The 13,688-nt window shown below is 69.5% G+C and carries 8 protein-coding genes and 2 pseudogenes; 6 read left to right on the top strand and 4 right to left on the bottom strand.

Translation table 11 applies throughout. The features are described 5' to 3' along the window. Nucleotides 1–244 precede the first annotated feature (244 nt). Complete coding sequence (locus tag AB0L21_RS28620; RefSeq protein WP_365703605.1) at nt 245–1,456, top strand: MFS transporter; 1,212 nt, start codon at nt 245–247, stop codon at nt 1,454–1,456. Nucleotides 1,457–2,611: 1,155 nt separating this feature from the next. Here AB0L21_RS28620 and AB0L21_RS28615 read toward each other — a convergent pair. After that, nucleotides 2,612–3,164: pseudogene (locus AB0L21_RS28615) on the bottom strand (IS701 family transposase); the annotation flags it as partial. 96 nt (nt 3,165–3,260) lie between these two features. Then, nucleotides 3,261–3,815, bottom strand: coding sequence for a hypothetical protein (locus AB0L21_RS28610; RefSeq protein WP_365703789.1), 555 nt, complete (start codon nt 3,813–3,815; stop codon nt 3,261–3,263). A 916-nt stretch (nt 3,816–4,731) separates the two neighbouring features. Here AB0L21_RS28610 and AB0L21_RS28605 point away from each other — a divergent pair. From AB0L21_RS28605 to AB0L21_RS28585, 5 genes and pseudogenes are all read left to right on the top strand, one after another. Continuing rightward, a pseudogene (locus AB0L21_RS28605) lies at nt 4,732–5,208 on the top strand (transposase family protein); the annotation flags it as partial. A 393-nt stretch (nt 5,209–5,601) separates the two neighbouring features. Further along, the gene (locus AB0L21_RS28600) at nt 5,602–6,030 is read left to right on the top strand and encodes a VOC family protein (protein ID WP_365703609.1); all 429 of its coding nucleotides are present in this window, start codon (nt 5,602–5,604) and stop codon (nt 6,028–6,030) included. A gap of 409 nt (nt 6,031–6,439) precedes the next feature. Then, nucleotides 6,440–7,135, top strand: a complete 696-nt coding sequence (locus AB0L21_RS28595) for a glycerophosphodiester phosphodiesterase family protein (RefSeq protein ID WP_365787303.1) — start codon at nt 6,440–6,442, stop codon at nt 7,133–7,135. A gap of 1,489 nt (nt 7,136–8,624) precedes the next feature. Beyond that, nucleotides 8,625–9,278 carry a hypothetical protein gene (locus tag AB0L21_RS28590; RefSeq protein ID WP_365787301.1) on the top strand — a complete coding sequence of 218 codons (654 nt, stop codon included), beginning with the start codon at nt 8,625–8,627 and terminating at the stop codon, nt 9,276–9,278. Nucleotides 9,279–10,224: 946 nt separating this feature from the next. After that, complete coding sequence (locus AB0L21_RS28585; RefSeq protein ID WP_365787299.1) at nt 10,225–11,322, top strand: PP2C family protein-serine/threonine phosphatase; 1,098 nt, start codon at nt 10,225–10,227, stop codon at nt 11,320–11,322. Between the two features lie 1,010 nt (nt 11,323–12,332). On the opposite strand, the gene AB0L21_RS28580 is transcribed toward AB0L21_RS28585, so the two are convergent. Beyond that, nucleotides 12,333–12,683: a hypothetical protein gene (locus tag AB0L21_RS28580; protein ID WP_365703623.1), complete on the bottom strand. Its 351-nt coding sequence runs from the start codon at nt 12,681–12,683 to the stop codon at nt 12,333–12,335. 287 nt (nt 12,684–12,970) lie between these two features. Continuing rightward, nucleotides 12,971–13,687, bottom strand: a complete 717-nt coding sequence (locus AB0L21_RS28575; protein ID WP_365703624.1) for a GntR family transcriptional regulator — start codon at nt 13,685–13,687, stop codon at nt 12,971–12,973. Nucleotide 13,688: the final 1 nt, after the last annotated feature.

The raw sequence follows: 13,688 nt of genomic DNA, 5'->3' as shown, positions 1-13,688 counted from the left end.
TGTCCGGCGTCGGGCGCCTGCGTCCACTCGTCCGAGTGCGAACCCCGCTCTCGTGCCCTACGTCCGGCATTCGGCTGACCTCGCTCTCGCAGGAACGGAGTGCACTCAGACCTACCTGCCTTGTGGGCACTTGCGCCTCTTCTCACCCGGTCCCTGATATGACCGCCACCACGGTTCACAGAAACAACACGCCCCTTTGATACCCACGAAAGTCCGGTCCGCCGGACCACGGCACGCCCGCACCGTGACCTACGGTCGGGTCCGCGGTGTCTATCTGCCGCGCCTCGCGGATGCCCTCGCCTCGTCCATGGCCACCTACGGCATCCCCTTGCTGGTACTGGGCACGACCAAGTCGTCGTCGCTGACCGGGATCGCCTTCGTCATGGCGTGGGCACCGCGGCTGTGCACGTTCGCTCTGGCCGGCCTGGCCGTCGACCGTTTCGGGCCCACACGGGTCTTCCGGCTGGCCGCCACGGCGCGGGCTCTCGTCGTCGCTCTTGCCGTGCCCGCCTTGGCGACGGCTGACGCCAGGACCGCCCCGGGGCTGGTGATGCTCCTGGCGGCGTGCGCGGGATGCCTGACCCAGTTCAGCTTCATCGCGGCCGAGAGTGTCGGCGCCGTCGCCAGCAGGGACGCCGGCGACGGAGCGCACCGCGTCCAGTCCGTCCTGCTGGGCATCGATCAGGCAGCCGCCCTGGCCGGCCCCGCGGCAGGCGGCCTCCTCCTGCAGTGGGACGGCTCCAGCGGCATGCTCACGATGATCGGTGGCTTGTCGGCGGTGTCGGCCGCCATCACTCCGCGCATGCACCAGCCGGCCGCGACGGTATCGGAAGCGACCGTGCCGGCCGCCAGAAAATGGCACACCGGCTGGGCGACCCTGCGTGCGCTGCCGACACTCGCCTGGCTGGTGGTGGGACTGGCGTTGTCCAACCTGGCGCTCGGCCTGCTGGAGGCGGCGACCCCCGTGATCGTGGTGCAGCAACTCGGCCGGTCCAGCGCCTCGGTCGGCGTGGTGTGGTCCTGCGCGGCCGCGGCCTCGCTGCTCGCGGTCGCCACCAGCCGCGTCGCGATCGACCGGTGGGGGCTGCCGGGGGTGGGCCGCTGCGCCGCTGTCGTGACCATCGTGCCGTGCTTCCTGATCGCGCACACGGGTTCCTACCTGGCGTACCTGGTCCTCATCGCCGTCTTCATGGCAGGCGACAGCGTGCTGGCCGTCGTACTGCGCACCCTGCGCTCCCACCTCATCCCCGCCGAGGTCTTCGGCAGCACGTTGTCCGTCACCGTGCTGATCCTGCTCATGCCCTACCCCGTCGCCGGCATCCTCATGGCCCTCATCGACCCCACCGCCCTGCACACGACGATCACCGTCTGCGCCGTCCTGCAATGCCTCGGCCTGGCCTGCGCGTTCACCCGCGGCACCCGCCCCCGGCCGCGCCACGCCAAGCACCGGAAATGAGGACGCCCAGAACCCTTGCCATGGAGAACGGCCGGCAGCGACAGCGGACCTGGAGGCTTTCCCGGCGCGGGGCATGCCCCCGTACGCGCCGACCCAGCGGCGGAACGTGTCCCACGCCACCTCCTCGCGCTCCCACCGGCCGGGCGGCACCGGCAGGCCGCCGGACTCGCGCAGCAGGTGGTAGCGGCCGGCACCGGTCGCGTGCGGCCGGTCCGGCTGTCGGACGTTCGGCCGGTCCGGCTCTCGGACGTTCGCCGCCGTGCTCGCCCCCTCTCGCCGCACCGGCCAAGCGGTCACGAGGCCCGGCGCAAGGGCACGAGGCACCACGAGGCCCTGAGCATTGCTCCCGGCGGTGATGCTGACGCGTCAGTGCTGGTTGACCGGCCAGACGGCCGCAGGATCGCAGCGGGCCGGGCACGCCAGCAGGTAGACCTCATTGCCCAGGAACAGCCAGTAAGTGTCGGCCCTGACGCTGTAGGGCTGTTCTGGCTGCCCGGGGTGGACAGCGAAGTCCATACCCTCAGGAACCTGGCAGACATACACCAAGTCCGCGCCGCACGCGCACGCGTAGGATTCGGGATCCTGCGCCCAGGACGGGGTACCGCCCACCTTGAAAGTCTGGGCCCCGACGCCCTTTTCGTCGGGGGCGTCCACGAAAGGCCGCAGAGCCAGCGGCAGCGGGCACAAGGACGGTTCGGCCTGCTGGTGCGGCAGCGCCGCGCGGCTCTGCATCAGCACACGCCAGAACGGAGCCGGGTAGGGCGGCTGCGGAGCGTCCCAGTACTTCGGTACGAGCCGGCCGTCGGCAAGCTGGGGCTCGGACGCGTCGTTGTGCGCACGGCAGTGAAAGACAAGCAGGTGGTCTCCGCCGAAAGGCTCCACGTCCCAAGGGATGTCGAACTGGAAGAACAGAGCCATCCGCTCACCACAGAAGCACGCGGGCCAGTCCTGGGTCTGGTCGAGGAAGGGCCAGCCTCCCACCGAGTTCCGCGCCGGACGGACCAGCGGTTCGGTTCCGACCTCGACCGAGTAAGCAGGCAGCACCGTCCGCATCCTCCTCGTATTGCGTTCGAACATTCCGCTCAGGCTAATAGCTGTCCTGTAACAGCTGGTCGCGGAAGAGAGCAGATGCCGGTGGCCTGATCCCTCGCCGGCGACGTCGGCCAGGGCCCAGTCGTAGTAGCGATGCCCCTTGGCTCCGGCCCCGGCGGAAAGCTTCTGCCAGGCCCGTTCCTTGAGCCTCTTGACCAGGGTGTCGGCGCGGGCTTTGCCCGCGCGGGTGGTGATCTGGTGGTCGCAGGCGACGGCGAGGACGTAGCCGAGCTGCCGGTGGTCCAGCGCGGCCCGCAGGTGCGGGTTGCTCCCGTAGACCTCATCGCCGGCCACCCAGGACACGAGGACGCCGACGTCCAGGGCGCGGCCGATCATGCGGGCGGCGAGTGAGGGTTGTGGCGAAGCGCATGGTCTCGGGTATCCCCGCGGCCTGGCACCGGGCCGCGTCCTGGGTCCAAGAGCGCCGAACATACGGTTCCCGGTCGATCGCCGCGTGACCGCGCCGGGTGGAGTAGGCGAGGTAGACGGCGACCTGGCTGTTGTCGATGCGCCCGGCGGTGCCGGTGTACTGGCGCTGGACCCCGACCGTGGCGGTGTCCTTCTTGAGATCGCCGGTCTCATCGACAACCGACACCGCCTCGTCGTCCTGCAGATGATCTCTTTGACCTGCGGCCACCGACTGATCTTCTGTCTTCGCACGCTGATGATCACCGGTGGCCGTACCGGTTCCCGGCCCAGCCCGTCGACACGATCATGATCTGCGAGCGAAGTGAGGCCCGGTCCAACCGGTGGCGGCAACTACCTCCCGCGCGATGTCAACGACGAGCCGTCCGTCCGTCGCCACTCGCACGGTCTCTGCAGGGGCACGCTGGTCCAGGAGCCGTGCCTTGCGGATACTTCCTTCCAGCTCCTGCTCCAGCTCTGACCCGAGTTCTCGTCTCACCAGCCGCTCGCGGGCGGTTACATCGGAGGCGGTGAGCAGGACTCGTATGATCCCCACTCCGGCTCCCATGGCACGCTCAAACATGCCCGTTGCCTCCGGCAGCACACTCATGGTGTTCGTGTAGATCAGGCGCCGGTAGCCTCGCTGGGCGAAGTTCGCCCACACGGCGGTCAAATTCATCTCGGTGATCTCCGCGCGGTGAGGGTCTCCCTCTGGAGCCGGATGCACCTGCCCCATGAAGTCACCATCGATGATCGCGTGAGCGACCGCCTCGGAGCGCAGCAGCGCCGAAACCTCCCACCCCACCGTCGTCTTGCCGACACCAGCTCGTCCTCCGATGAGCAGTACTTCTGCGTGATCCATGGGGGCAGCGTGCCAGCGGACGACCACCTCACGCGATCCGATATCGATCTGGTCGCCTGATCCCAGCCCCGGCCACAAGATCACCGCACCCGCCTCAGTGACTGCCATCGGCTTCGATAGTCTGCGCCAGTGGCTGATGCTTCGCTGAGATTCGTGATCGACGCTGATCATGGGCAGTTCTACGTCCAAGACCTTGCCCCTTATGAGGCGTGGATCGCCGAACACGCGACGGACCCGGACCTGGCACCCGCCGGCTGGACGAAAGAAGCCGTCTACGTCCATCGCATCGGCGTTGAACCGCATTCGATATCCGTCGGCACAGCTCGGGACGACATGGTCGAGTCGTTGATCACCGTTCACGCCTCGGCGCCAACGACGGCCCCGACGGCCGAGCACATCGTTGAGACCGACCTTGACGCCCCAACCGGTCAGCTCACCATGTCCAGCCCAGGTACGGATCCCGCAGACGGGCCGAGCCTGACTGTTCCCGCTGGATTGCTCCGCGTTCGGGTCTCCTACGTCCCAGCCGGACCACCGCCAGTCGACACCCATGGAGGCCCCGGTGACCACTTCCTGTATCAGGTAGATCTCTGGCCATCCGACCGGGGTCGCGGACTCGTTATCGTCAAGCAGGGGCCGGAAATCTGGGCAGGATAGCTCCTCGACTTGGTGGGGAGGCGTCTTGAACAGGTGATCGCCTCGTGGCACGTGTGCGGGGCGGAGGCTCCATCTGGCCCGCTGGACGTGTGACTGATCGACAGCGAGGCGGTCGCCACTCACGTCACGGCCGGTCCGGAAGGATGCCCAGGGCTGCGGGCGGCGCGTCCTGGAGATCACCTTCGACTCCGGTCGCGTCCGGTGTGAGACCTGGTCCGGGCAGCTCCGCCTGTCCAGCAAGTGATCAGGACGCTGGCACCTGCGGGAACCGCTCACCGGGGTGAGCCCGCGCTATTTCGACGCGTTGGTGGCACAGTTGCGGCGCGAAGGAGCTGACGCGGTCCGCAGAGGTCGGCCGTGGAACCTTCCGTTGGAAGACCGGGTGCCGCTGGTCACGGCGTACTGCGCACCAACTTGACGCTGCGGCAGCTCGCACCGCTGTTCGGCGTCTCGAAGTCCGCGGCCGGCCGCATCATCAGCCACCTCGGTCCCCACCCGCGACCACACCGTGGCCGAGCGGTCGAAGAACTACCGCTACTCCATCGATCACCAGGTCCTCATCGACGCCGACACCCGCCGCGTCGTCGTAGTCGGCCGGCCGTTGCCCGGCCACCTCAACGACTGCAGGGCGTGGGCACTGCCCGGAGCCAAGGACGCCGTCGGCCGCACCATCGTGATCGCCGACGGCGGCTACCGGGGCACCGACCTGGTCATCCCGCACCGCCGCGAACGCGGACACGGACGAACCGGCCCGTACGAAGAGGCGGCACCCAGGGACCCAGGGACTCCGGGTGACACAAATGAGCGTGTCCACCTGGGGAAACAGGGGGTATATGACACAGATCGGCCGGACTGTTCAGGCGCGGACCCGTGTTTCCGGGCCAATCCGGCTGCGTGACACCGGTGAGCGTGACAGCGTGACAGCCACCCTCGGTGATCACCGGCGCGATTGTCGCCCAGCTGTCCCGTCTGATGCGAATTGGCCGCTGTCTCAAGGTCCTGGGGCGATTCGCTCGTCGTCTCAGGCGATGTGGTCCGTTGGTGCTACTCATGTCACGCGAGACCTCGACCGGCACGGCGATGAAACCCCGCGCTCTCGGTGCACAGCACGCACCAATATGGTGGCCCGATGACGTCGATCAAGAAGTTCCAGGTCACCTTCGACTGCGCAGAACCTGAGCGCCTCGCTCGTTTCTGGTGCGAGGTGTTGGGCTACGTCGTACCGCCGCCCCCGGAGGGGTTTGCCACTTGGGACGATTTCAAGCGCTCACAGCCACCTGAGCAGCGGGATTCATGGTTCGCCTGCATTGATCCCTCAGGTGTGGGCCCGCGGCTGTACTTCCAGCGCGTCCCCGAGGGGAAGGCCGCCAAGAACCGGGTGCATCTTGATGTGCGAGTCGGCACCGGACTCGTGGGGGAAGAGCGCCTCGCCGCACTTGAGGCGGAATGCGCACGACTGGTCCCGCTCGGCGCGGTACACGTGCAAACGCTCTATGACGGCAATGATGCGTGCATCCCGATGCTGGACATCGAGGGCAACGAGTTCTGTATCGACTGAGGGCCCCGCGAACGTGTCCTCGTTCTGTCCCGGTACGACAGGACAAGGCTGTGGTCTCAAGTGATCTGGGCTTGCGCGAGGACCGGCGGCGGCACGAGGCCGGCGGCGGCCTGGCGGGCGGGTCGCCGTAGAGCCCGAGGCGCGCGGCCAGGGCGTGGGCGAGCAAGGCTTCGATGCCGCCCTGGCCGGGGCCGCCGTCGCCACCCTCGGCGTCGACATGGAAGTCGTCCAACGCACCCCCGGGACCCGGGGGGGCACGGGCATTGCTCCGGCGCGGTTCCAGGCGGGCCGAGTGCCGCGGCCGGACGGGCCTATTAGGCTGGGCGCTCCGACGGGCGGTCGCCCGCCGCCGGTGGGGTACGGCGTTCGTGCGGCTGCCCCGGACCACTCACCCAAGGACGGCAACCGAGTGTCTTTCTTCACCATCGGCCACCGCGGTGTCATGGCCGCCGAGCCGGAGAACACCCTGCGCTCTTTCCTGCGGGCCGAACGCGAGGGGCTGGACGGCATCGAACTGGACCTGCACCTGAGCAAGGACGGCGAGCTGGTCGTCATGCACGACGAGACCCTCGACCGCACGACGGACGGCTCCGGTCCGATCGCCGACCAGGAGTTGCGGCAGCTCAAGAAGCTCGACGCCGGCCTCGGCGAGCGCATCCCCACGTTCGGGGAGGTGCTGGACGCCGTCGGGCCGACACTGCCGATCCAGGCGGAGATCAAGGACGTGGCCGCCGCCCGGTCACTGGCCAAGGTGCTCGCCGACCGTGACCTGCTGGACCGGGTCTCGGTGCTGTCCTTCCACGACGCGGCGCTGATCGAGATCCACAACCTGTTGCCCCGGGCCCACACCGTGCTGGTCGCAGGCGCCAGCGCGCACCGCGACACCTTCGTCGACCGCGCCCAGAAGGTCGGTTCCACCCTGGTCAGCGTGGAGCTCCGCCAGCTGAACCGGGCCATCGTGGAGAAGTGCGGCGCCGCCGGCATCGACGTGATGGCCTGGACCGTCAACGACGAGCGCGACCTGGCGCTGGCCCGGACGCTCGGCCTGGTGGGCTGCGTGACCGACCAGCCCGGCATGAAGCGGCTCGTCCAGGCCACCGCCTGACATCAGGGGTCCGGAACCGAACCGGACGCCTGCCGACGGCAGAGCCACGCGGGGCACCGAGCGGGACAACCACCTGGATTCTGGCTGTCACTTGTGGTGACTTACCCGACGAGCGCGCAAGCTCTCATGGCCAACCGTCGCATTCAACAGTGACCCACCCGCCGCCGGACCAGCCAGTACGCCACAGCCATGCGCAGACTGCGGTGGCCGGTCACACCGCCTGACCGTAGCGGCTGCGCGCTGTGCACGGTGCGTGGCTGATGCCCCGACCTGAGCGCTGCGGGGCCGGCGGCCCGCTGTCTTCTTCGTGGCCGACTTCTTCGCTGCGGTCCTCTTGGCCGGCTGTTTCTTCGCGGCGGCCATCTTGGCTGCCCCAGCTGGTGCACCTCGGCCGGCCCGGCGTGCTCTCCCCGGGAGGCCTTCGCCTTCGACACCGATTCCCGCAGCGCGGCCATCAGGCCCAGCACGGCGGCCGGCTGTTCCGGCTCCGGTGTCTTCGGGAGCGGCTTGTCCTCCCGCTTGGCCTCGTTGACCCGGCCGGACCATGCGTACTTGGCGACGGCCACCTTCGACGACCGTGACAGGGCCTTCACCGGGAGCCGGTACGGCTTGGCCGCGACCTCGCCGGCGGGCGGGTTGCAGGTAGTAGCCCTCGGCGATCCGGATCGGGTCCACCGACTCCGGTGGACCCGGCTGGAGTGGTCCTCCGTGGCGCTGACCACCTGGACCGGCACCGTGACCAGGCCGAATGAGATCGCTCGGGACCAGATCGCTCGGGGCACGACACACCTTCCTACTCGCCCCGAGCACCTCCAGCCCGTGAACGCCACCGGCAACCCGCACGTATGAGCACAACCGCACCACCGCCCCCGCCCGCGCGGCGTACGCAGAGGGTGGAACTCGGCAGGTCCGATCATCCGGGCACCGTCGCCGGTCGTACCCTCCAGCGGTTGCTGGAGAACCTGGGAATACCCGCCGGTGGACCGTGCGCCGGTTTCCCGCCCTGCCAGGCCGTGGGCGGCCTGGCGGACCCGGTCGGCGCGTCGGGCCTCGCCCGGTGGCCGTACCCAGGGGTGGTCCGGCGCACGACCAGGTCGGGTTCGTCCGAACTGGCCGCGAAGCGCTTGGGGGAGGGGCCGCCGACGAGACCGCACACGATCGCGGAGACACCGGATTCATCGTCCAGGGTGTCCCCCTGCTGCGCCAGTTGGTCGACGGCGACAGTGACGGTGATACGTGTGGTGTGGTGCCCGCCTCCCCGCAGGTGCCGGCCGGGGGCCGCCGGGATCTCATCTGTCGCCAGGGCGTCGGACGGCGACCGAAAACCGACGACGGCCCACGGTGACCTGGCGCAGGTATAGCGATACATCCGCCCGGCGGTGCCCAGCTCCATATTTCTTCAAGCCATCGGGCCTGACGGTAGATCAACGGGCTGTCCTGGCGCATGATGGGGGCGCCCGTCCCGTCAGAAGCGAGGTGGCGCGTCCCGATGAACCGCAAGACCAGAATCCTCCTGGCGGGCCTGGCCTCCGTGGGCGGCGCCGTCGCCGGCGCGGGCCTGCTGCACAACCGCCGGCCTGACCGCAGGGAACGTCTCCACGTCACGGTCTTCAGTGAGCCCGGCTACATGGGCCGCAACGAGACGCTGACCTGGACCGGCGGCGAGCGCGAGGTCGTCCCGCTCACCCGGGTGCAGCTGCCGCGCATCGGCTCGATCAGGCTGGAGCGGCTCGTGTACCGCTTCCAGCCCGAGGTGCGGCTACCGAACATGGCCATCCTCTGGCACGCCCTCACCGACCGCCCGGACCGCACGGACCCCGAGGACGGCGTGGCCGGCTTCATCGCCACGCATCAGCTCGCCGGCATGTTCTCGGCGGGCTTCTGGGAGCCGGTCCGCGAGTCCGAGGCGCGGTCGCGAGTGCGGCTCTGGGCCGGGCGCCCCAACCACCCGCTGCCCGCGCACGACGACGACCCTTCCGGTGAGGCGGCTCGCGGCAAGGAGGCGGCTTCCGGCGAGGCGGTCGCACCCGGCGTCCATCGCTGGCACGACGTCCTGGCCGACACGCCCGACCTTGGCTCCTGGAGCACCCGCACCCGCTACCTCGAACTCGGCTACCACTACGGGAGCGGTCCCCGCGGCTGACCGGCCGCCCGCCCTGCCTACCCGCCCGTTTTCGGCGACGAAGGCTGGTGCTCGCCGTTGCCACGATCACCGGGATCAGCAACCACGGCGACCGGTACACCCTCGAAGGTGAACTCGCCGCTGCCTCTCCTCGGCTGTGGGAGGGCTCCATGGACTTCCGATCCATCCCCGCGACCCGCGGTCGGGCTCGTGGCCAGGGTCAGCGGCCGGACGGACTACATGAGCGGCCCGGCCGGGCTGACCTGCTGCTCAGGGCTTCGGAAAGCCGCGCCGAGCGGTGTTGATCCGGTGCTGGCCTGCGGCGCGGCCGAGGGGATGCGGTCGGAAGCCCCGATTGAGGATGTGTGAAGCATCGGCGGCCGTCCTCAGGACCGCGCACCGCCGACGAGTACGCGACAGCGGAGGGACCTCCGCCGTCCTGCGCGATGCCGCCCACACCCCGTTTCCGGGTCGAACCACTGCACGTCGACCTCAGGCACCGATCACCCCCCCGTATGTCGGCTCGTGATCACACGGCGTCCACCCGCGCACCACCATCGCCACACGGGCGCGGTCCCCAGCGCACGAGACACGCACCCGGTGCCCGTCGCAGCCGCCACCATTCCCGGTAGATGTGACCTACGTCACAGATGAATGGGAACAAATGAGGGCAGACTGGGGAACTCGCGACCGCGCAGCGGAGGAGTCTCACGCCGCATGACTCAGGGAGCCCGTCTCCATCCCCCTGCATCCGCTCATCCGGATCCGGCCCGGGCAGGCGACTGCGATCGCCGCCGTGGCCGAGGAACCGTCACCACCGGAACCATCGGATGCAGCTTTTCCCATCGCTCCGCTTCGCGGGGATCCGGCCGCTCAGGGGTTCACCAGAGCGTCAGAGAGGCGGCGTGAGTCCATGGTGTCGCCCTTTCGATCACCTTCCCGGCCAGCAGCGGACGCCCACAGCAGGGTGCTGCTCGCGCTGGTGCGGTGCCTGCCGTTCGTGATCGCGCTGGCCGTGCTGGCCATCGAGCTCACCCCTGCTCACTTCATCTACACGGGCCCTCTCCTCACCGCGGTGCCGGCACTGGCAGCGGTGACGGCGGATCCCAGGCGCACCGCCACGGCAGGGGCTCTCACGCTGGCGATCAGCGTGACCACGGCCACGTACAACCAGGCGTGGGGAACCCCACAGGTTTATACCAATTTCCTGGCGCTGACCCTGGTATCCGTGGCGGGATTCATCACGAGCAGCGCCGTGCGAGCGTACCGGCGCAGGGAGCTCGACCAGGTCCGCCGGATCGCCGTGTGCGCACAGGAGGTCATCCTGCGGCCGGTCCCCGAGCGTCTGGGCCCGGTGCGGGCGGCCAGCCTGTGTCTCGTGGCCGGCACCGAGGCACAGGTCGGAGGGGACCTCTACGAGGCCGTTCACACGCGGTACGGCGTGCGGATGATCGTGGGGGATGTCCGCGGCAAGGGGCTGAGCGCCATGCGCGCGGTCGCGGCGGCACTGGGCGCCTTCCGTGTGGTCGCACACTACGAGGACGACCTGGTCGAGGTCATGAACCACTGCGCGGCCGCATTGCGCCGGGAAGTCGCCGTGCCGGGCGCTTACTCCGAGGAAGTGCTGATGGAGGGATTCACCACCGCGCTCATCGCCCAGGTGCCGGACGACGAACCGGTGGTACAGCTGGTCAACCGCGGCCACCCGCCCCCGCTGCTCCTCCACGCGGGCCGGACCCAGCCCTTGCTGCCCACGTCGCCGCTCCCGCCGCTGGGCCTGGAGGACCTGATCGCCGGCCTCCCCGAGAAGCCGGAAAGCCATCCGTTCGTAGCCGGCGACCGCCTGCTCCTCTATACCGATGGCGTGATCGAGGCCCGCAATCCCGGCAACGACTTCTTCCCGCTGACTCAGACCATCGGCACGATCAGCTCCTCCACCCCTGAGGAATGCCTTCGCCAACTGCACCAGGCATTGATCCGCCACACGGAAGGTCACCTGGCGGACGATGTGGCGATGATCCTCGCCGACCGACTGGGCGAAGGAACCGGCAGACCGGTCACCTGACCACCGCGTCACCCCGAGTCAAGCGCCCTCCAGGGCGGAGGTCGGGGAGCCCGAGCCACAGAACGGAACGCCTGGCGCCGGCCCGGCAGGTGCGGCGCCGACGTTGTCGACCAGGACGTCGATGCGTCCCTTGGCCTCATGGATGACCGCTCGGCGGCCTGCGGCTCGCTGGTGCTCCGAGACGGGTCCAGCACTGGCCAGGGGTGCGCGGCGCTGGTGGCGGAGCTGAAACCGAACATGCTGCTCCAAGGCTGTGGCCACCCGGGCGTACGACGAGATGGCCGACGCGCTGGTGGCGAGAGCGGTCAAGGCGCCGCGCGATGGTCCCCGGCTCGGTCGGGGCGTGCTGTGCCACGGCCGTATGGTGATCAGGTCGCGCGCGGGCACCGGTACGTCGCGGCCGGCGGCCGGATCCGCGACTCGAAGCGGACGTCCTCCACCAGCTTGCCGCCACGTACGACTGCCATCGCGGCGACTTCGGTGGGCTCGGCTGGACCGCCCGCAGGAGTCAGCGCCTCGGAACCGATCACGACGACGGTGCGGCGCAGGCTGGTCGAGATGCCTACTGTGCGGCCTGCCGAGGATCGCGGCCACACGTCGTCTGCGCCCGGCCGACAGCGCCCGCTTCCCGGTACTCCGGCCCGCCCCGGACGCTGGCAGGTAGGTCAGCGGGGGCCACCGGGAAGGCGCGGGCGGTGTCGGTCGCGGCGCGGGCCCGCGCTCGGGTGTGGGCGGGGTGGGCCGGAGCGAGGGTGGTGGCGTAGGCGAGAGCGGTGTCGGGGTCGCCGGTCCCGCACACGACGGGACGGAACCGGCGGTGCTCGCCCACGTCGGCCGTCCGCTCGTGGAAGGCCTTCGGCTTGGGATGTACGGGCGGGCGGCGACGCTCCCCCGCCCCCTGGTTCGCCGTTCTCAGGCGTGACACATGCCGCCGCAGTCGCGAGTGATGCGGGGCGGGTGAGGGTCCGTCGCCCCCTGTTCGGGACAGCGGCAGGGCGTTCGTGTGGGTGTCAGCAGGGAGCGGTGACGTTGCCGCAGTAGATCCAGCCGTAGAAGTCGTGGGGCGTACCGTTGCCGGCCGTGTACCGGACGTAGTACCAGAGGTTTCCGGCAGGGTTGCGAGCGCTGTGGTCCCAGTAGAGCCACTCGCCGTTGTAGGTGTCTATGACCACATCGCAACTGGCCCTGTAGCACTCCCTGATCGGACCTCCCAGTGAGGTGGTCCGGGTCCACGTGGCAGCGGAGACGTCGCTGCCGCCGGGGCTGGGGTTGCTCTTGGCGGCGGTGGCCGGGGTGACGGTGAGCCCGGTGGCGAGTGCGGCAGCGGCGGCGGCGACGGCGAGTGCGCGTCGGATGCTCATGGTGTTTCCCCCTTTGCTGGACTGTATTCAGGTTGCTGAAGAACGGGAGGGTTGTCGTTATCAATCCGCGCCAAGTGTTCGCCGATTCGCGCCAGGCTTCAGCATCACCGAGGAGCCCCCGCGTCCTGACTTGGCCGCACTCCGCCCGCTGACCCGGCGGGGCGGAACGACAGAGCATCGCATGCGCCGGAACCCGTGGACGAAGCCGTCGACTCCGGTGCCGGCGCGGCTGGTGTCTCGGTCGCCCTCGCGTCCGGTCGGTGCCTCCTGACAGCACGCGCCGCCGGTCAGGGCTTCCTGGTCTGGCTGAGCTGGCGCTGGAGGCTCCTGGTGAGGTGCTCGGCCATGGCTTCCGCGGCGCGGTCGGGCTTGCGGCGCAGTATCGCGCGTACGACCCGTTCGTGTTCCGCCAGCGTCGGGTCGTCGGCGTTCCTGACACTTCTGATGCGGAAGACATGCAGATGGGAGTGGAGCCGCTCCACGGCATCGGCGAGGAGCGGACGGTGCGAGGCCACCGCGATCATGTCGTGAAAGCGCTGGTCCAGAGCGGCGAAGCCGCGGTAGTCCGCGTACCGGCCCGTCGGCCCCGGGTGGGTCTGCATCTCCTCCAGGAGCCGCTCGATGGCGTCGAGTTGCTCCTCGGTGGCGTTGACGGCGGCGAGAGCCGCCGCCCTCGGTTCCAGGAGGAGCCGCATTTCGAAGAGCTGCTCAAGGCCCTCGCGCGTCAGCAGCTCTGTCGCCCGGTACCCGGAGAGCGACCTCTTGACCACGAGCCCGTCGGACTCGAGCCGGGCCAGCGCCTCGCGGACGGGCGTGGGTGAGACTCCGAGAGCGCGCGACAGCGCTTCGATCCCCACGCGTGCACCCGGAGCGATCTCATGGTCCATGACCATGGCCTTGATCTGCTCGTAGACGCTGTCCGAGAGGACCTGGCGCCCAGCACCGGAGGATCGGCTTCTCCCGGACTCCGGGGCGCCGGCAGAGGAACTGTCATGCTGTGGCATC

This window comes from Streptomyces sp. NPDC052721, assembly GCF_040678315.1.
Lineage (GTDB): Bacteria > Actinomycetota > Actinomycetes > Streptomycetales > Streptomycetaceae > Streptomyces.
This window is presented reverse-complemented; position numbering and strand designations above follow the sequence as displayed.

Bases quoted from the DNA above. Each gene is read 5' to 3' on its own strand.
- AB0L21_RS28575 (WP_365703624.1), bottom strand. From the start codon at position 13,687: ATGCCACAGCATGACAGTTCCTCTGCCGGCGCCCCGGAGTCCGGGAGA.
- AB0L21_RS28580 (WP_365703623.1), bottom strand. From the start codon at position 12,683: ATGAGCATCCGACGCGCACTCGCCGTCGCCGCCGCCGCTGCCGCACTC.
- AB0L21_RS28610 (WP_365703789.1), bottom strand. From the start codon at position 3,815: ATGGATCACGCAGAAGTACTGCTCATCGGAGGACGAGCTGGTGTCGGC.
- AB0L21_RS28600 (WP_365703609.1), top strand. From the start codon at position 5,602: ATGACGTCGATCAAGAAGTTCCAGGTCACCTTCGACTGCGCAGAACCT.
- AB0L21_RS28590 (WP_365787301.1), top strand. From the start codon at position 8,625: ATGAACCGCAAGACCAGAATCCTCCTGGCGGGCCTGGCCTCCGTGGGC.